The following is a 16,927-nucleotide window of genomic DNA, read 5'->3' on the forward strand; positions in this document are numbered from 1 at the left end:
GGTCGAGGTGGAGGGGCAGGCTCTGGGAGCGGGCGGTGATGACCTGCCGGACGGGTTCGCTGATGAGCGCCTGACCGTCGCGGGTGAGGCGGCGGGCGAGGTGGTCGTCGCAGCCCTCGGGGGAGAAGTCGCCGATCAGCACCTGCCGTGCCGCACTCGTGGTGGCGTGGGTGCGGGCGGCGGGCACGGTGGTCGCGGCGACGCCGGGCCAGGCGGCAGGGCCGGTGTTCTCGAGCTGGCCCTGCCGGGCCGGGTCGGCCCACTGCCGGCGGGAGCGGCCGGTGATGACGAAGAACAGGGGCGGCCCGTCTCGATCTTCACCCGGCCCACGGCGACGACCCCTCGACCTCAACCGGTACCGCTCTCCGTGATGCGCTTGCTCAGCTCGGCAGCCGTCAGGCTGCCCGGCTCCCGGCTCAGATGCACGCTCTCCCGGGCGGCATGCTGCAGGGCCGCGTTCACCGGGGTGGGCACGCCGTGCTTCCTGCCGAGCAGCACGATCTCGCCGTTGAGGTAGTCCGTCTCGATCGATCCCGCGCCCCGCGCCAGGCTCTGCCAGGACGAGCCGCGAGTGGGCTCGCCGGCAATCGGCTGTGGGTCGACCGTCCCGCTGCGCAGTTCGGTGATCTCGGCCCCGCTCGCGTAGGCGATGCCCGCGGCGTCGAGGACCGCGGCGCCCTCGGCCTGGGCCCGGGCTACCAGGTCCCGCTCCACGGCGTCCGAGGCGGTGCCGCACACGGCCTCGACCACGTTGGCGAGGTTGCCGAGGAGCTTGCCGTACTTCCAGCGCATCACGTCCGCGGCCACCGGGGCCAGGAAGTGGGCCTTCTCCAGGTCGTCCGCGATCTGCCGGGCGGTGCCGTCCGTGCCCGTGCCGTACCGGCCGAGGACCAGGGCGCCGCTGCACGGGCCGCAGGGTGCGACGACCTCACCCGGGTTCAGATGGGTGCTGGGAAGGACGACGCACACGCCGTACACCTCGCGGAACCGGCGCAGCGCCAGGCGCTCGTTCTCCACTCCGTTCTGGGCGCACACCAGAGCCAGGCGTTCGCCGGCCGTGCCGCCACCCGCCACCGGACGCGCGGCCCATGCGTCCAGGGCGGCCACGCTGTCCTGGGTCTTGACGGCGAGTACGAGCACATCGTCTGCGCCCAGTTCGACATCCTGCGGCCGTGCCACGACCGGCACGTCGAGGGTGAGTGTGCCGGTGGGAACTGTGAGCCGCAGCCCGTTGTCGCGCAGCGTTTCATAGTGTGCGCCACGGGCGACCAGGACGACGGACCGGCCGCTCTCGTGCAGCCGCCCCCCGATCGAACCGCCGATGGCTCCGGACCCGATGATGATGTAGCGCATTCCGCTCCCTGGCTCTCCGCTTCAGGTGGCGTACGGCTCGAAGCAGGATTGATCTGCTGTCAGTCGACAGTCGCGTGGTCATCCTCGCCATGGTGTGGGGTCCACCGCACCCCGCGGCGTACCACCGGGCGGGGTCCTGAGCCCGCCGCTCGACCTCTTGGTCGTCGGAGCGTGTCAGCACGTAACTCGCCACGTACACCGGACTTCGCTTCCCCCCTGGCACGCCGTTGCCCACCGTACCCCGCAGGCGTTCCTCCGCCACGAAGAAAAGGGGATTCGCGGGCAGACCCAGGAGCGTTGGGGCCTGCGCTTCTCGGGCGCCTACGTGCACGCGTTCCGCCTTGGGTGCATAGGCGTGGCCGGAAATGGCGGTGCGATCCAGAACTGCGGTGCGCGCACGCCCAAGACCATGTCGGGCTCATGCCACGAGGAAGATCATTCCGGTCGGGGTCAAACCGAACCTCTGTACGGCCAAGCCCTCACCGTCGTACGCGCCTTGTCCGACCCCGGCGACGAGGAGGAGCCTCTTCTCATCGGGTTTCTGATGCTGGGCCACAGCCTGTTGCACCTGTACGTGCAGCGTCCCGACCACCGAGGCGCCATCGGCGTCGACGTTCGCCTGACCGACACGACCACCGCCCTGATCGCTTCCCTTCCGAGCCTCATCGAAGAAGCACAGCACCAGAAGCCGTCTCCGGATGACCCACATTGCGATCTCCTCGTGGATCTGACCAACTGGTAGAACATCTGGCTTCCCGGTCGAACTGCCTCGCGCCGGTTGCAGCGGCGCCGCGCTGGGACGGCCGGGACCGCTGCCGTGTGGCCTGCGAACTGGCCCTGGGCGCCATGGATCTGCTGGTCCTCGCGTTCGCGACGGAGCGGCATCACGGTGACGACGTGGTCGCCTGGGTCGGGCGGCACGGCGACGGCCGGTCTGCTGGCGGCGATCCTCGTGCCGGCGGCCATGGCCCTGTCCCAGGGCCTCGATGAGGCGACGACCCCGCGTCGCGGACACCTTCGCCGTGACGTCCCAGGAGGCGACGGCGGCGTACATCAGTGAGATGCGGCGGGCCGTCCTGGCCGACCTCCTGGAGCACCCCCGAGCTCGCTGGGCTGGACGCCCGACTCGATGAGATTGTGACTACGATCGAAAGTTGGCCCCGTGCACTCGGGCATCGACGATGTCAGCGGGCTGCACCGATTTGCAGTTGGCCCCCGCGAGGATCGAGAGCTGGCTCCAACGGGTTTCCCACCTTCTGGGGTCGGGCCTCATTGAAAAGGCCTCTGTCCGCAGCTCCGTGAACCCCCATTTCAGGAGCGTTCGACGCATCGGGTCGGGGTATCGCTCCAGCTCATGGGCTGCCGGCTGAGGTCCGTCGGCCGCCCACGCACCTCACCGCGTGACAGGAACGTTCCAACCTGGCAGCAGTTCCAAGGGCAGGATCTGACGACTGCCGGCCGCCACGCGCCCGGCGGAGTGAGCAGAGGGCCTCGAACCGTGTCTCTCGCGGAACGAGGCCCTCCGTACCTGCCCAGCGCCCCGGCCTCTCCGCAAGACGGACTTGGGGGCCGTGGCTCCGCCTCTTCCGGCCGACTGTCAAGGGCGGCCGAGGACTCGCTGCTGGGCGGGGTTCTGGTATCGGGGGGCGAGTGTGCTGGTGGACGAGGAGCGGAGCCCGAATTCCGCCGCGGCGATGCGATCCACCGCCTCGCCGTCGACCAGTCCGGGCACGCACACGACCTCGCCGGTTTCCAAGGCCCTCAGCGAAGCGGTCACCACGTCCTCTACGGGCATGCCTCCGTCATCGTGTACTCGCGCTACATCACCGGCTACCGGATCCTGGCCCTGGGTGAGATGGAACTCGGTTGCCGTCAACCCGGGGCACAGCACCTGGACACGAACCGGCGCACCGTCCAACTCTGCGGCGAGGGTTCGGCTGAAGGTGACTACGTACCCCTTGGTCCCTCCATAGACCGCCCGCACCGGCAAAGGGTCCGGCGGAAGCGAACCGGCGAAGGCGAGGGTGGAAGCCACGTTCACCACGGCGCCGCGACGGCGTGCCAGCATGCCCGGCACGGCTGCGCGAGCGAGCCGGGTGAGCGCCACCACGTTCACGGCCATCACCTTCTCCAGCAGTGCTGTATCGGTCTCGGCGAAGGGGCCGTAGCCGTTGATGCCCGCGTTGTTCACCAGCAGCTCGACGTCCTCCTCGGCGGTTCGCCGGGCAACCCGGTCCAGGTCACCGGCGTCGCCCAGGTCCGCGAGGACGGTTTCCACCCGTACGTCGTGCTGCCCGGTCAGCTCCGCGGCAAGTGCGCGCAGACGCTCTGCGCGACGCGCCACCAGCACCAGATCGTGTCCCTCCGCAGCGAGCCGACGTGCGTAGGCCGCACCGATGCCCGAGGAGGCACCGGTCACGATGGCTGTTCCTCTGGCGGGAAGGGATTCGGGATGGAGTGTCATGAAGTCCTCCTTGCAATCGTGATTCGACGGAGGTGTCCCTCAGGTGGACACCACCCGGGTCCAGGGCCGTCGCCGGCTACGCGGTGGTGTGGCGCTTGACCTCGGAAGTGATGATCTGCAGCGCCTCGGCGATGCGGTCCTGGTGGGTGCGGTGGGAGACCACGCACACGCGCAGGGTGTAGCGGCCGTCGACCACCGTGCTGGAGAGCACGATGCGCCGGTGGCCGTTGATCCGCTCCAGCAGACGGCGGCCGGCTTCGTCCGCCCGCTCGGCGGCGGCCGGGCCGGCGTCAGCGGGACGGACGCGGAAGATCACGGTGGACAGGTCCGGGCGCTGCGGGACCTCCAGCTCCGCGACGCCGGACAGCGTGTCGTGGACGTGTTCGGCCAGGTCGAGCTTCTCGTCCAGAGCCTTACGGAAGGCGTCCACCCCGTGCAGGTGCAGGGGAAGCCAGGCCCTCAGCCCACGGATCTCGTGGGTCAGCTCGGGCCCGAGATGACCGGAGTCCGGGACGCTTCCCGCCACCCCCATGTCCTGGAGGTAGCTGCCGGTGCCGTCGTGCGCGGCGTGCAGGGCGGCGAGGTCGCGGACGACCAGGGCGCCGGTGCCGAACGGCATGAACAGGGTCTTGTGCGGGTCCAGAGTGATCGAGTCGGCCTCCTCGAAACCGGCGAGGCGCGCTGCGCCGCGTGCGGTGAGACGGAAGAAGCCGCCGTAGGCCGCGTCGATGTGGAACCACACGTCCTCGCGGCGGGCCAGGTCGGCCAGTTGAGGCAGCGGGTCGACGGTGCCGGTGTCGGTGGTGCCGGCGGTGGCCACCAGCAGGAACGGCCGCAGCCCGGCGTCCCGGTCGGCGCGGATCATCGCGGCGGCGGCATCCGGGTCCATCCGCAGGTCCGGGGTGTGCGGCACGGTACGTATGTGAGCCGCGCGGATGCCGGCGAGGCGGGCGGCCTTGGCGACGGAGTGGTGGGCGAAGGCGGTCGTGTAGACGGTGCCGCCGGCGAGATCCTCGCCGAGCCTGTCGTGCCGGGCGGCGACCGTCGCGGAGAACGTGGCCATCGAGCCACCGCTCGTCAGCAGGCCGCCGCTGCCCTCCGGGAGGCCGCACACTTCGCGGGCCATCCAGCGGATCACACTCTCCTCCAGCGCGGCGAGGGCCGGAGCCACCGAGGCCAGGCCGCCGTAGCGGTTGACGGCACGGTTGTAGAACTCGGCGAGCGCGGCCGAGTACAGACCGCTGCCCGGGATGTAGGCCAGGTGACCCGGCCCGGCGGTCTCCAGAGCGCAGTCGGCGGCCTCGTCCAGGCGCGCGAGCAAAGCCTTCAGGTCACCACCCCGGTAGGGCGGGGGTGCCAGGAATGACTCCACGAGCTCGGCCTCGGCCTGCGGCGACAGGGGGCTGCTCGCGGGGCGGTCAGCGAGCTTTTCGGTGCGGTCGACGACACGGTCCAGGACAAGACGGCCCATCTCGGTCATCGCGGCGCGGTCGGGTTCCAGGGGGAAATGGTGCATGAGGCAGTCCGGTGTGCGTGAGAGGGGTACGAGGGCGGCGATCCGGCGTACCGGCCGGAGCACGTGACCAGGATGCGCCGCCGAGCGCGGCATGCGATGGCGCAAACAGCGCCCGGACGGCCCTGCGACGCAGGATTGTGCGCTGATTCAGCCACTACGCTGCATTTCATGCCACGCCCCCTGTACGACCGCATCGACCGGGCGATCCTGGACCACCTCCAGCGCCACGGCCGCACCCCCAACGTCGACCTCGCCGAGGCCGTACGCCTGTCCCCCTCGTCCTGCCTGCGCCGCACCAAGGCGCTGGAGGAGGACGGGGTCCTGGCCGGATACCGGGCCGATCTGGACCGCGAGCGCCTCGGCCTCGGGCTGACGGTGTTCCTCTCCCTCAAGGTCGAGCACTCCCGCACCACCTCCCAAGTGGTCGAAGAGGCACTCAAGGCGATCGAGCACGTGGTCGCCTGCCACGTGGTCTCCGGCGACGCCGACTTCTTCGTCGAACTCGCCGTGCCGGACCTGCGCACCTTCGAGAGAGTGCTCACCGACCAGATCCTGGCCATCGGCCCTATCCGCGACGCCCGCAGCACCTTCTGCATCCGCACCGTCATCGACCGCGGCCCGCTCCCCCTCACCTCCTGGCCTGCCCCACGCCCGTCTGACGTTCAGCCCCGGCGGTAAGGAGTGGTTCTGTGCTTGATGCGGTGCTGCACTGCCTCCGTCTGTTTGCCTCCCGTGTCGAGGGAGCTGATGGACGGTAAGTGGATCAAGGTACTGGGCGCGAGTCGCCACTCGCTGCCGGTGAGCCGTGACCAGATGATGTTGGACACGCGTGCGCGTGGATGCCTTCGGTGAGGTGTCACGAACTGTCGTCGGCGCTTTCACCGAACCGGCCGGGAGCCGGGGGGGCCTCGGCGCACTGCTGATCGGCTACGACCAGGGCGGGGGGCTGCGGTACGCGGGAAGGTCGGCACGGGCTTCGGCCGGCGGACGCTGCTCGACCTGCGCGAGCGGCTCGACGGGCTGCGGGAGTCAGCCGCGCCGTTCGACGGGCCGGTGCGGGAGGCGGGCGCGCGGTGGGTGCGGCCGGAGCTGGTGGCACAGATCGCGTTCACCGAGTGGAGCCGGGACGGCATGCTGCGCCACCGCGGTACCTGGGGCTGCGGGACGACAAAGCCGCGGGACGTGGTGCGGGAACGCCCGTCGTGGCGCGCGGCCGCGTGAACGCCGTGCTCAGAACAGCGGAGTGAGCGGCTGCTCGCACCAGATGGTCTTGCCCCTGGTGGTCTGCCGGCTGCCCCAGCGCTGGGTGAGCTGGGCGACCAGCAGCAGTCCGCGCCCGCCCTCGTCGTCCTGGTGGGCCCGCCGCAGGTGCGGGGAGGTCGAACTGCCGTCGGACACCTCGCAGATGAGGGTCTGGTCGCGGATCAGGCGGAGCTGGATGGGCGGAGCGCCGTACCGGATGGCGTTGGTGACCAGTTCGCTGACGACCAGTTCGGTGACGAAGGCCGTCTCGTCCAGCCCCCAGGCGGTGAGCTGGTCGGTGGCGGCCTGCCGGGTGACGGCCACCTCCGCGGGATCCGGGGTGACGTCCCAGGTGGCGACCCGGTCCGCGCCCAGCGCCCGGGTGCGGGCCAGCAGCAGCGCCACGTCGTCGCTGGGCTCCTCCGGCAGTACGGCCTTCAGCACGGTGTCGCAGAGGGCGTCGAGCGAGTCGGCGGGCACGGTCAGGGCGCGGCACAGCTCGTCGGTGGCGTGGTCGATGTCGCGGTCGCGGTCCTCGATGAGTCCGTCGGTGTAGAGGGCGACGACGGAGCCCTCGGGCAGTTGGAGCTCCGTCGCCTCGAACGGCAGCCCTCCGACGCCCAGCGGGGGCCCCGCGCTCATGGGGATCAGCCGGGCCGATCCGTCGGGCAGCACCAGGGCGGGGGCGGGGTGCCCGGCGGCGGCCAGGTTCAGCCGGCGCGTGACGGGGTCGTAGACGGCGTAGAGGCAGGTCGCGCCGAGTTCGGCGACCTCGTCGCCCTCGTCGTCCGACGCGAGATGGGTGACCAGGTCGTCCAGGTGGGTGAGGAGTTCGTCGGGCGGCAGGTCCACGTCGGCGAGGGTGCGTACGGCCGTGACCAGCCGGCCCATGGTCGCCGAGGAGGGGATGCCGTGACCCACGACGTCCCCCACGACCAGGGCGACCCGGCTGCCGGACAGCGGGATGACGTCGAACCAGTCGCCGCCGATGCCGGCCGCCGAGCCGGAGGGCAGATAGCGGTGGGCCACCTGGACCGCCGCCTGACCGGGCAGCCCCCTCGGCAGCAGACTGTGCTGGAGGGCCAGCGCCGTGGTGCGCTCCCGGGCGAAGCGGCGGGCGTTGTCGACGCAGACCGCGGCCCGGCTGGCGAGTTCCTCGGCGAAGACGGCGTCGTCGGCTGCGTAGTCGTCCGGCTGCTTGATACGCACCGCCACGGCGACGCCGAGGGTGGTGCCGCGGGCCCGCAGTGGCACCGCCATCATCGAATGGACGCCCTTGCGGTAAGGGCGTCCTTGCGGGGCGCGCGTGTTGCGCTCGGCGACCCATCGCATGAAGGACGGCTCCCCCGCCTGGCTGAGGATCGCGCGGCCCTCCCGCATCGCCCGGGCGATGGGCGAGAAGCCGGGGTAGACGTCCACCTCTCCCAGGCGGACGGCGGCTTCCGGGGTGCCTTCGGTGTGGGAGCCGTGAGCGACCCGGCGCAGCGCGATCTCCTCGGTGGGCACGGTCGGGGACTCCTCCGCGCCGAGGACCCAGTCGAACAGGTCCACGCTGGCGAAGTCGGCGAACCGGGGCACCACGACCTCGATCAGTTCCTCGGCCGTGCGCACCACGTCCAGGGTGGTGCCGATGGTGGCCGCCGCCTCGTTGAGCAGGGTCAGCCGCTGCCGGGCCCAGTACTGCTCGGTGCTGTCGAAGGCGGCGAGGGCGGTGCCGAGGAGTTCGCCGGAGGGGTCGCGGACCGGCCACATCTCGGTGACCCAGGCGTGCTCCCGGTTCAGGGCCGGGGCGCCGGTGTAGCTCTCGTAGCGGAGCGGGCGGCCCGTCTCGATGACGTGACGGAGATGCCAGTTGAAGCCGCGGCTGTGCTCCGCTTCCTCGACGGTGTCCGGGAAGTGCCGCCCGCGCAGGGTCTCCTCGGGCACGCCCATCACATGGCAGGCCGCGTCGTTGAGCCGCAGATAGCGCTGGCTGGTGTCGAACACGGACATCGACATGGAGGCCTGCTGGAAGGCCTGTCCGGCCAGGGACGTCTCGGCGCTGCCGGGCGGTTCGGCGGTGATCACGTAGCCGTCCGCTTCCCCGTCCTGGCGGGCCACGACGCAGGCCCTGACGCGGAGCCCGACCAGATAGCCGTCGCGGTGCCGCACCATGACGGTGCCCGACCGCGCGGACACCGCCTCGGGCGGCACGTCCTCAGCGAGCAGTTCCCGTACGGCCCGGCCGACGGCCTCCTCGGCCGGGTAGCCGGTCAGCCTACGGGCACCCTCGCTCCACCCCGTCACAATGCCGCGGGCGTCGATGATCGCAGCAGCGGAGGCGTCCTCCATTCGTCCAGGATCATCCCTTTGCCGCCCGCTATCAACCGCGACGCAGCATTCGTGCCGGTGTCAGCTCCGGTGAGCGCGCAGGGCGGCGAGCGCCCGGTCGGCGTGGGCGTTCATGCGCAGCTCGCTGCGGACGACGTCGAGGACGGTGTGGTCCTGCGCGATGACGAACGTGGTCCGCTTGGTGGGTGCCAGGGAGAAGCCGCGCTTCACCCCGAACCGCTCGCGGACCGTGCCGTCGGCGTCGGAGAGCAGGGGCATGCCGAGGGCGTGCTGCCCGGCGAACTCCTGCTGGCGCTCGACGGCGTCCCCGCTGATACCGACCGGGCGTGCGCCGACGGCGGCGAACTCGGCGGCGAGGTCGCGGAAGTGGCAGGCCTGGGCGGTGCAGCCGGGGGTCAGGGCCGCCGGGTAGAAGAAGAGCACGACGGGCCCCTCGGCGAGCAGCCCGGACAGGGTGCGGACGGTGCCGGTCTCGTCGGGCAGCTCGAAGTCCTCGACCTTGTCCCCGGTCTCCACGCGCGCGCTCACGACCGGCCCTCCGCGTTCCGTGCGACACCGCGGGCCCAGAGCACGAGGGGCACCTGCAGGGGCAGGCGTCCGAAGGCGGCGGCCTTCTGCCGCGTGGGGCGGTGGCGCCAGTCGGCGGCCATCTTCACATTGGCGGGGAACACCCCGACGAAGAAGGCCGCCGTGGCCAGCGCGGCCGCCTTGCGGGTACGCGGCGCCGCCAGACCCGCGGCCAGCGCCAGCTCTGCGGCACCGCTGGCGTAGGTCCAGGCCCTGGGCGTGCCCGGCAGACCGCGCGGAATGGTCGCGTCGAACGAGCGTGGGGCGGCGAAGTGGGCGACCCCCGCGGCGGCCAGCAGGCCGGCGAGCAGCAGGGGCGAGCGTTCGGACCGGGACACGGTTCCTCCTCTGGTGGCCTGCCGCGCGATATTACCGGGCGGTAAAGGGGCGGGCGGACCGGGGGGTTCACCAGGTCAGGCGCGGCGGTTGTGCGTGCCCGGGGTGTAGCCGAACGAGCGGCGGAAGACGTCGATGAACGCGCTGGCGGAGGACCAGCCGCAGCGGTGGGCGACGGTCGTGACGGGCAGGCCGTCGGCCAGCATCCGCAGGGCGTGGTAGAGCCGCGACTGCGTGCGCCACTGCGGGAACGTCATGCCGAACTCGCCGCGGAAGAGCCGGCTGAGGGTGCGCTCCCCCACCCCGGTCGCGGCGCCGAGGGCGGCGAGGGTGCGCGCGTCGGCGGGGTCGGCGTGCACGAGCGCGCAGACGGCGGCCAGCCGCGGATCGGCGGGCGCGGGCAGGCGCAGCGGCTGCTGCGGCGAGACGCGGAGCTGGTCGCGCAGGACGGCGCGCAGCCGGTGGCGCTCGGGGCTGTCGTCGCCGGGGTCGCGGGTGTAGGCGAGGATCAGCTCGCGCAGCAGCGGGCTGACGGCGAGGACGGCAGGGTGGTCCAGGCCGAGGGGGTTGTCGTCGACGGGCAGGCCGACCAGGTGCAGGTCGAGGCGGCCGTGGGCGCGGTGGGCGTGCGCGGTGCCTGCGGGGACCCAGATGGCGCGCGTGCCGGGCGCGAACCAGGTGCCGGCGTCGGTGGTGACGGCGACGACGCCGGCGCCCGCGTAGACGATCTGGTGGTCGTCGTGCCGGTGCGCGTCGATGCGGTCGCCGGCGGTCAGCCGCTGGGCGCGGGTCGGCGCCTCGGGGGTGTGGCGGATGTTCGGCACAGTCCGGCAGATTATCGGACGCGGGCCATGCGCGCCGCCGACGACGATCGCCGGGTGACCGCTTCGAGACGCGACCGACCCGTCCTGTTGATGTCCCTGGGGCACGCCTGCGTGGACGTGTACCAGGGAGCCGTGGCCGCTCTTGTGCCGTACTTCGTCGCCGAGCGCGCCTACTCCTATGCCGCCGCTTCGGGAGTCGTCCTGGCGGCCTCCCTGCTGTCGTCGCTGGTGCAGCCGCTGTTCGGGGTGCTCACCGACCGCCGGGCGATGCCGTGGCTGCTGCCGCTCAGCGCGCTGACGGCCGGGTCCGGCGTGGCCCTGAGCGGGGTGACCGGCTCCTACGCGCTGACTCTGGCGGTGGTCGCCGTGTCGGGGGTGGGCGTGGCCGCCTACCATCCGGAGGCCGCCCGGGTGGCGCGGGCCGTGGCGCGCGGCCGGCACATGGGGATGAGCTGGTTCTCCTTCGGCGGCAACGCCGGTTTCGCCCTGGCGCCCCTGCTGGTCTTCGCCGTGGTGGCCACGGGCGGGCTGCGCGCCTCTCCTCTCCTGGTCGTCCCGGCCCTGGCGGGGGCGGCCCTGTGCGCGGCGGCGGTGCGTTCGGCCGGGTCCGGCACCGAGGGCGGCGGCGCGTCCGTCGCCCCGGGTGAGGACGACTGGGCGTCCTTCCTGCGGATGTCCGGTGCGGTGGTGTGCCGCTCGGTCGTGTTCGTCGGCCTGAGCGCGTTCGTCTCGCTGTACGTGCGGGAGCGCACCGGCGGCGGGGAGGCGGCCGGCACGGCGGCGCTGTTCGTTCTCTACGCCGGGGGTGCGGTGGGCACGCTGGCCGGGGGCAGGCTGGCCGAGCGGTACGGGCGGATGGCGGTGGTGCGCCGGTCGTACGCCCTGACGGTCCTGGCCGTGGCCGGTCTGGTCCTGGTGCCCGGGCCGCCGGCGTATCTGTTCGTCGCGCTGACGTCGGCGGGCCTGTATGTGCCGTTCTCGCTGCACATCACCCTGGGCCAGGACTTTCTGCCCCGGCGGGTGGGCACGGCGAGCGGTGTCACGCTGGGCCTGACCGTGAGCGTCGGAGGCCTCGCCGCTCCCGCGATCGGGGCGCTGGCCGACGCGACGTCCCTGCGGACAGCGCTGCTGCCGCTGATCGCGCTGCCCGCGCTGGGCCGGCTGCTGCTGTGCCGGCTGCGCGAGCCCGTGCCGCCGGGCCCCGCGGTCGCCGAGCGGGCGGATCCGCGCGACCCGGCCGCACGGTGAACCGGGTCCGGCCCGTGCGAACACCGTCGAGACGGGCGGTGCGCACGGGCGCAGGGATCAGGCGCCGCCCGCCGGGGCGGTCTGTGACTCGGGCTCCTCGTCGACGGCGTAGGCCAAGAAGTCGTCGACCATGCGGTGGAAGAGGCCGGCGAGCTGCCGCAGTTCCTCGGGCGACCAGGAGGACAGGGCAAGCTGCATGCCGCGGACCCCGACCTCACGGATCTTGGTGATGGCCTGCCGGCCGGCGTCAGTGAGCTCGATGCGCTGGGCGCGGCGGTCGTCGGGGTCGGGCACGCGGGTGACGTAGCCGGACTTCTGCAACTGCTGCACCGTGCGCGTGACGTGCGAGGCCTCCACACCCAGCCGCGCGGCGAGTTCCCCCGGCCGCAGCGGCTCGGAGTCGGCGACCTGCCGCAGCAGCGCGACGGCGGCCCGGTCGAGCGGCACGCCCGCCAGGGCCATCAGTCGCTCATGCTGGCGGGCGCGCGTGCTCAGGTACGTGATCCGGGTGAGCGCACGCTCGATCTCGATCACTTCCGGGGAGGGGACGTCGGGGAGCGGTGGAGTGGACATGGAAGCCACTTTACCATCTCGTTGCGTAACTCAAGTAAATCGAGTGGCTCACTCCACCAGCCGGATCGCGGCGGCCGGGCAGATCGCCACGGCCTCGCGCACCTCCTCCAGGGAGTCCGCCCGGGGCCGCTCGTCCAGCACGAACGCGACGCCGTCCTCCTCACGCTGGTCGAAGACCTCGGGGGCGGCCATCACACACTGCCCCGAGGCGACACATTTCGGCTCGTCCAGTTCCACACGCATGGCTGTTCTCTCCTCCGGTTGGCGCGTCACCAGGTGACGGGCAGTTCGTAGACGCCGTAGACCGATCCGTCGTGCTTGAACGGCAGGCTCTCCACCGGGGCGGCGAGCTTCAGGGTGGGGATGCGGCGGTAGAGGGTGCTGTAGACGACCTGGAGTTCCATACGGGCCAGCGGCTGCCCCAGGCACTGGTGCACGCCGAAGCCGAACGCGATGTGCCGGCGGGCGTCGCGGCTCAGGTCCAGCCGGTCCGGGTCGGCGAAGGCGGCGGGGTCGCGGTTGGCGAGGTCGTTGGGCATGACCATGCCCTCGCCGGCCCGGATGGTCTGCCCGCCGATCTCGATGTCCTCCAGGGCGGCGCGGCGGCGGCCGTTGTGCACGATGGTCAGATAGCGCAGCAGCTCCTCGACCGCGGCGGCGACCCTCTTGGGGTCGTCGGTGTCGCGCAGCAGTGCGAGCTGCTCCGGGTGTTCGAGCAGAGCCAGAGTGCCGAGCGCGATCATGTTGGCGGTGGTCTCGTGCCCGGCGATGAGCAGGAGCACGCCCATGCGGGCCGATTCGAGCCGGGACAGTTCCCCGAACCTGACCCGCTCGACGAGCCCGGAGAGCAGGTCGTCCGCGGGACGGGCCATCTTCTCGCCCATCAGCTCGTCGAGGTAGGCGATGAGCCGCCCGTGGGCGGCCATCCGGTCCTCCATGGCCGCGTCCCGCTTGATGAGGATCTTGCTGTTCTCCTGGAAGAAGTCGTGGTCCTCGTACGGCACCCCGAGCATCTGGCAGATCACCAGCGAGGGCACCGGCAGCGCGAACGCCTCCACCAGATCGACCGGCCCGGCTCCGGCGAGCATGTCGTCGATCAGGTCGTCCACGATCTTCTGCACGCCGGGCCGCATCGCCTCCACGCGCTTGATCGCGAACGGTGCGGTCACCATGCGGCGCAGCCGGGCGTGTTCCGGGTCGTCCATGAGGATGAAGCTGGCGTTGTTCCCACCACCGCCGGCTGCGGCCTGGAGCGGGTATCCGGGCCGGGTGATGTCGGCGCTGACCCGGGGATCGAGGAGCAGGGCGCGCTGGTCCTCGTACCGGGTCACGAGCCAGGGCGTACTGCCGTCCCAGAGGCGGATCTTGACGAGCCGGCCCTCGCCCTGCCGGGCGGTGAGGTCCGGGGGCGGGTCGAAGGGGCAGCCGGCGGCCCGGGCCATGGGGTACTCGGGGACCGCTGCCGTGCCGGCGAGAGTATCGGCCATGCTTCTCCTCGGTCGTGGGGGGCGCGGAGTGCGTTGTCGAGGCCTCGTGCGCCCATGCAAACAGAGGGGGCTGACGCCCTCCCGTCAGTCCCCTGACAGAAGGCTGACGTGACCCGGCTCACAGGACGTCAGGGTTCGAGGTCGGCGCGCCCGAGCCAGTAGCCGAAGCCGCGGCGGGTGTGGATCAGTGCCGGTGCGTCCTGGTCGACCTTGCGGCGCAGCCGGGAGACGAGCTGCTCGATCGCGTTGCCGCCGCGCGGGTCGCCCCAGACGATCCTGCCGATCTGCTCCTTGGAGAGCACCCGGTGCGCGTTCACCAGGAGGTGGCGCAGGAGGCGGTACTCCGCGGGAGTCAGGTCGAGCGCTCGCACCCCGCGGCGCGCCCGGCACCGGGCGTCGTCCAGGATCAGATCGCCGTAGCCCAGTTCCTCGGCGCGGCCCGGGTCGGGGACCGAGGCGCGCAGTAAGACGTGGATACGGGCCAGGACTTCGGCCACGCGGAAGGGCTTGGTGACGTAGTCCGTCTCCCCCGGGCCGAGTTCGGGCAGCAGACCGGGCAGGGAGTCGCACACCGTCAGCAGGAGGGCCGGCGGACGGTGGGCGAGCACGGCGGGGCGCCGTCGGCCCAGCTCCGCCATGTCGGGCAGCTCCCCGTCGAGGACGACGAGATCGAACCGCCGCCGTTCGACCTGCGCCAGCGCCTCCATCCCGGAGTCGGCCAGACTGATCCGGTATCCCGCCAACTCCAGGGTGGCGGACAGCAGTTCCGCGAGCTCCGGCTCCCGCGCGACGACCAGCACATGCTGCCCGTCCCCGCGCGCGAGCGTCGACGTCTCACGGAGAGTGCCGTACGGCGACGAGGTAGCCATACGCCCACCCTACCGTCCTACTTGCCTGACTCAAGCAATACCAGCCGCTCGCTGACTCCGGGCATCGACGCCGTTCAGGCGAAAGACGCGGAAAACGCGCGTGACCGCACCCCGGTACGTCCACACCTCAACCCGTGGACCTGCCGCTGATCCCGCCCATGCTCGCCACGCCCGGCACCCTGCCGCCCGCCGCGCAGGACGCGCGCTGGGCCTATGAGACCAAGCAGGACGGCCAGCGCGCGGTGGCCTATCTCCCCGGGGACGGCAGCGTGCTGCTGCGGGCCCGGTCCGGGGAGGACATCACGGCCGCCTACCCCGAACTGCGGCCGCTGGGCACCGCCCTCGGGCCCACGCCCGCCGTACTGGACGGGGAGATCCTGGCCCTGGACGAACAGGGCCGTGCGAACTTCCAGTTGCTCCAGTCCCGTATGGGCCTGGCCCACGCGCCCGCCAGGGCTGCACGGCGGGCCGCGGAGGTCCCGGTCCACCTCGTGCTCTTCGATCTGATGCACCTGGAGACCCACTCGCTGGTCCGGCTCCCCTACGCGCGACGCCGCTCGGCGCTGGAGGACCTCGGGCTCGCCGGGCCCTCCTGGTCGACCCCGGCCTCGCTGGTCGGCCACGGCGCCGAGGCCCTGGCCGCCACCCGCGCGCACGGCCTGGAGGGCCTGGTCTGCAAACGGCTGGACTCGGTGTACGAACCGGGGACGCGCTCCCGGGCCTGGATCAAGATCCGCAACATGCGCACCGAGGACGTCCTGGTCGGCGGCTGGCAGCCCGGTAAGGGACGGCTCACCGGACTGCCGGGGGCGGTGCTGGTCGGGCAGCGTGCCGCGGGGCGGCTGCGTTACGTCGGGAGCGTGGGCACCGGCTGGAGCGAGGCCGAACGGACGGAACTCGCCGGGCTGCTGCGGGCCGCCGCGAGCGACGTCTGCCCCTTCGACCCGGCCCCGCGCGCTCCGGGCGCGCACTGGGTCGTCCCCCGGCTGGTCGGCGAGGTCCGCTACAGCACCCGCACCCGGGAGGGCCTGTTGCGGCAGCCGTCCTGGCTGCGACTCCGGCCGGATCTCGCGCCCGGGGAGGCGGCGGCCGACATCCCGGACGACTTGGTCTGAAGCGGCACCGGGACGCCGGTTGTTGGGCAGTGATTCACTCCTGAGATCCCCCACCCCTCTTGGCATGGACGCGTTCAGCCTGGAAGCTGAACCTCCCTTTCCCCCACAGCCGTTGGGCTGCGCCCAAGAGGAGGACGCAGTGTCGTCACGCCCGTTCGCACCCCGCGGGAGATGGTTCACCGGACTGGCCGGTGCCGCCGCTCTCGTCCTCGCCTTCCCCGCCACGGCCTTCGCCGCGCCGCCGCGGGCGCTGCCCGCCAACGCGGAGTCGCTGGAGCAGACCTACCAGCCCGCCTATGACTACGACACCGACGGCTGCTACTCCACGCCCGCCATCGGCGCGGACGGCACGGTCAACGGCGGGCTCAATCCGACCGGCGCCCTCAACGGCGACTGCCGCGACGCCTCGGATCTCGACAACACCAACGGCTACTCGCGCTACAAGTGCAACAACGGCTGGTGCGCCATCCTGTACGCCCTGTACTTCGAGAAGGACCAGGCTGTCGCCGGGAGCAGCGTCGGCGGCCACCGGCACGACTTCGAGCATGTCGCGGTGTTCGTGCAGGACAACCAGGTCAAGTACGTGTCGACGTCCGCCCACGGCTCGTTCGACGTGCACGCGGCGTCCGCGGTCCGCTTCGACGGCACGCACGCGAAGATCGTCTACCACAAGGACGGCGTCAGCACGCACTGCTTCCGCCTGGCCAACTCCAATGACGAGCCGCCGGAGAACCACAAGGGCACCTGGCAGTACCCGCCGCTGGTCGGCTGGAACGGCTACCCGGCCGGGGTGCGCGACAAGCTCACGTCCTACAACTTCGGCAGCGCCAACTTCGGCCTGAAGGACGCCAACTTCGCCAACCACCTCGCCTCGGCCAAGCCCTCCGGCATCGCGTTCGATCCCTACGCCTGATCCCGCCCGGTCCGGCCGGGGGCATAGGTCCCCGGCCGGGTCCGGCTTCCGCCCCGCGTCCGATCCGTCGGCGCGGGGCGGCCGCATAG

The 16,927-nt window shown here is 72.0% G+C and carries 16 protein-coding genes and 2 pseudogenes; 6 read left to right on the forward strand and 12 right to left on the reverse strand.

What is annotated here, in order from left to right:
* Nucleotides 1-352, reverse strand: a pseudogene (locus ACFTZL_RS24310) (hypothetical protein); the annotation flags it as partial.
* Complete coding sequence (locus tag ACFTZL_RS24315; protein ID WP_382586533.1) at nt 349-1,353, reverse strand: ketopantoate reductase family protein; 1,005 nt, start codon at nt 1,351-1,353, stop codon at nt 349-351. The gene ACFTZL_RS24315 and the pseudogene ACFTZL_RS24310, both read right to left, overlap by 4 nt.
* Nucleotides 1,354-1,708: 355 nt before the next feature.
* Between ACFTZL_RS24315 and ACFTZL_RS24320 the strand changes: the two genes are divergently transcribed.
* Nucleotides 1,709-2,095 carry a hypothetical protein gene (locus ACFTZL_RS24320; protein WP_382586535.1) on the forward strand — a complete coding sequence of 129 codons (387 nt, stop codon included), beginning with the start codon at nt 1,709-1,711 and terminating at the stop codon, nt 2,093-2,095.
* Between the two features lie 855 nt (nt 2,096-2,950).
* Here the strand turns inward: ACFTZL_RS24320 and ACFTZL_RS24325 are convergent.
* Nucleotides 2,951-3,817, reverse strand: coding sequence for an SDR family NAD(P)-dependent oxidoreductase (locus tag ACFTZL_RS24325; protein ID WP_382586537.1), 867 nt, complete (start codon nt 3,815-3,817; stop codon nt 2,951-2,953).
* Between the two features lie 76 nt (nt 3,818-3,893).
* Nucleotides 3,894-5,333: a pyridoxal phosphate-dependent decarboxylase family protein gene (locus ACFTZL_RS24330; RefSeq protein ID WP_382586539.1), complete on the reverse strand. Its 1,440-nt coding sequence runs from the start codon at nt 5,331-5,333 to the stop codon at nt 3,894-3,896.
* A 168-nt stretch (nt 5,334-5,501) separates the two neighbouring features.
* On the opposite strand from ACFTZL_RS24330, the gene ACFTZL_RS24335 reads away from it, so the two are divergent.
* Both ACFTZL_RS24335 and ACFTZL_RS24340 read left to right on the forward strand, forming a co-directional pair.
* Nucleotides 5,502-6,011, forward strand: a complete 510-nt coding sequence (locus ACFTZL_RS24335) for an Lrp/AsnC family transcriptional regulator (RefSeq protein ID WP_382586540.1) — start codon at nt 5,502-5,504, stop codon at nt 6,009-6,011.
* Between the two features lie 187 nt (nt 6,012-6,198).
* Nucleotides 6,199-6,554 (forward strand): annotated as a pseudogene (locus tag ACFTZL_RS24340) (ATP-dependent DNA ligase); the annotation flags it as partial.
* A 9-nt stretch (nt 6,555-6,563) separates the two neighbouring features.
* Here ACFTZL_RS24340 and ACFTZL_RS24345 read toward each other — a convergent pair.
* The 4 genes from ACFTZL_RS24345 to ACFTZL_RS24360 all read right to left on the reverse strand — a co-directional run bounded on the left by ACFTZL_RS24345 (nt 6,564) and on the right by ACFTZL_RS24360 (nt 10,633).
* Nucleotides 6,564-8,906: a SpoIIE family protein phosphatase gene (locus tag ACFTZL_RS24345; protein ID WP_382586543.1), complete on the reverse strand. Its 2,343-nt coding sequence runs from the start codon at nt 8,904-8,906 to the stop codon at nt 6,564-6,566.
* A gap of 60 nt (nt 8,907-8,966) precedes the next feature.
* Entirely contained in the window at nt 8,967-9,434 is a 468-nt protein-coding gene (locus ACFTZL_RS24350) for a peroxiredoxin (RefSeq protein ID WP_382586546.1), read from the reverse strand.
* Complete coding sequence (locus ACFTZL_RS24355; protein WP_382586549.1) at nt 9,431-9,811, reverse strand: DoxX family protein; 381 nt, start codon at nt 9,809-9,811, stop codon at nt 9,431-9,433. The genes ACFTZL_RS24350 and ACFTZL_RS24355 overlap by 4 nt, the downstream gene beginning before the upstream one ends.
* Nucleotides 9,812-9,886: 75 nt before the next feature.
* A complete protein-coding gene (locus ACFTZL_RS24360) occupies nt 9,887-10,633 on the reverse strand; it encodes an AraC family transcriptional regulator (RefSeq protein WP_382586552.1) in 747 nt (248 codons plus the stop codon).
* 90 nt (nt 10,634-10,723) lie between these two features.
* Between ACFTZL_RS24360 and ACFTZL_RS24365 the strand changes: the two genes are divergently transcribed.
* Nucleotides 10,724-11,881, forward strand: a complete 1,158-nt coding sequence (locus tag ACFTZL_RS24365; protein WP_382586570.1) for an MFS transporter — start codon at nt 10,724-10,726, stop codon at nt 11,879-11,881.
* A 57-nt stretch (nt 11,882-11,938) separates the two neighbouring features.
* On the opposite strand, the gene ACFTZL_RS24370 is transcribed toward ACFTZL_RS24365, so the two are convergent.
* The 4 genes from ACFTZL_RS24370 to ACFTZL_RS24385 form a co-directional block, all read right to left on the reverse strand.
* Nucleotides 11,939-12,454 (reverse strand): MarR family winged helix-turn-helix transcriptional regulator, encoded by a 516-nt coding sequence (locus ACFTZL_RS24370; protein ID WP_382586555.1) that lies wholly within the window; start codon nt 12,452-12,454, stop codon nt 11,939-11,941.
* Between the two features lie 48 nt (nt 12,455-12,502).
* Nucleotides 12,503-12,697, reverse strand: a complete 195-nt coding sequence (locus tag ACFTZL_RS24375; protein WP_382586558.1) for a ferredoxin — start codon at nt 12,695-12,697, stop codon at nt 12,503-12,505.
* Between the two features lie 26 nt (nt 12,698-12,723).
* On the reverse strand, nt 12,724-13,941 hold the full coding sequence (locus tag ACFTZL_RS24380; RefSeq protein WP_382586561.1) for a cytochrome P450: 1,218 nt from the start codon (nt 13,939-13,941) through the stop codon (nt 12,724-12,726).
* Nucleotides 13,942-14,069: 128 nt separating this feature from the next.
* A complete protein-coding gene (locus ACFTZL_RS24385) occupies nt 14,070-14,810 on the reverse strand; it encodes a response regulator transcription factor (RefSeq protein WP_382586563.1) in 741 nt (246 codons plus the stop codon).
* A gap of 134 nt (nt 14,811-14,944) precedes the next feature.
* On the opposite strand from ACFTZL_RS24385, the gene ligD reads away from it, so the two are divergent.
* Both ligD and ACFTZL_RS24395 read left to right on the forward strand, forming a co-directional pair.
* Nucleotides 14,945-15,925 carry a non-homologous end-joining DNA ligase gene (ligD, locus tag ACFTZL_RS24390; RefSeq protein WP_382586565.1) on the forward strand — a complete coding sequence of 327 codons (981 nt, stop codon included), beginning with the start codon at nt 14,945-14,947 and terminating at the stop codon, nt 15,923-15,925.
* A gap of 139 nt (nt 15,926-16,064) precedes the next feature.
* The gene (locus ACFTZL_RS24395; RefSeq protein WP_382586568.1) at nt 16,065-16,838 is read left to right on the forward strand and encodes an NPP1 family protein; all 774 of its coding nucleotides are present in this window, start codon (nt 16,065-16,067) and stop codon (nt 16,836-16,838) included.
* The last annotated feature ends 89 nt before the right edge of the window (nt 16,839-16,927 follow it).

This window comes from Streptomyces sp. NPDC056948 (assembly GCF_042674225.1).
GTDB lineage: Bacteria > Actinomycetota > Actinomycetes > Streptomycetales > Streptomycetaceae > Streptomyces > Streptomyces purpurascens.

What these genes read in the sequence shown, in the direction of transcription:
- ACFTZL_RS24345 (WP_382586543.1), bottom strand. Translation starts at nt 8,906, where the DNA reads ATGGAGGACGCCTCCGCTGCTGCGATCATCGACGCCCGCGGCATTGTG.
- ACFTZL_RS24315 (WP_382586533.1), bottom strand. Translation starts at nt 1,353, where the DNA reads ATGCGCTACATCATCATCGGGTCCGGAGCCATCGGCGGTTCGATCGGG.
- ACFTZL_RS24385 (WP_382586563.1), bottom strand. Translation starts at nt 14,810, where the DNA reads ATGGCTACCTCGTCGCCGTACGGCACTCTCCGTGAGACGTCGACGCTC.
- ACFTZL_RS24375 (WP_382586558.1), bottom strand. Translation starts at nt 12,697, where the DNA reads ATGCGTGTGGAACTGGACGAGCCGAAATGTGTCGCCTCGGGGCAGTGT.
- ACFTZL_RS24380 (WP_382586561.1), bottom strand. Translation starts at nt 13,941, where the DNA reads ATGGCCGATACTCTCGCCGGCACGGCAGCGGTCCCCGAGTACCCCATG.
- ACFTZL_RS24335 (WP_382586540.1), top strand. Translation starts at nt 5,502, where the DNA reads ATGCCACGCCCCCTGTACGACCGCATCGACCGGGCGATCCTGGACCAC.
- ACFTZL_RS24370 (WP_382586555.1), bottom strand. Translation starts at nt 12,454, where the DNA reads ATGTCCACTCCACCGCTCCCCGACGTCCCCTCCCCGGAAGTGATCGAG.
- ACFTZL_RS24365 (WP_382586570.1), top strand. Translation starts at nt 10,724, where the DNA reads ATGTCCCTGGGGCACGCCTGCGTGGACGTGTACCAGGGAGCCGTGGCC.
- ACFTZL_RS24325 (WP_382586537.1), bottom strand. Translation starts at nt 3,817, where the DNA reads ATGACACTCCATCCCGAATCCCTTCCCGCCAGAGGAACAGCCATCGTG.
- ACFTZL_RS24330 (WP_382586539.1), bottom strand. Translation starts at nt 5,333, where the DNA reads ATGCACCATTTCCCCCTGGAACCCGACCGCGCCGCGATGACCGAGATG.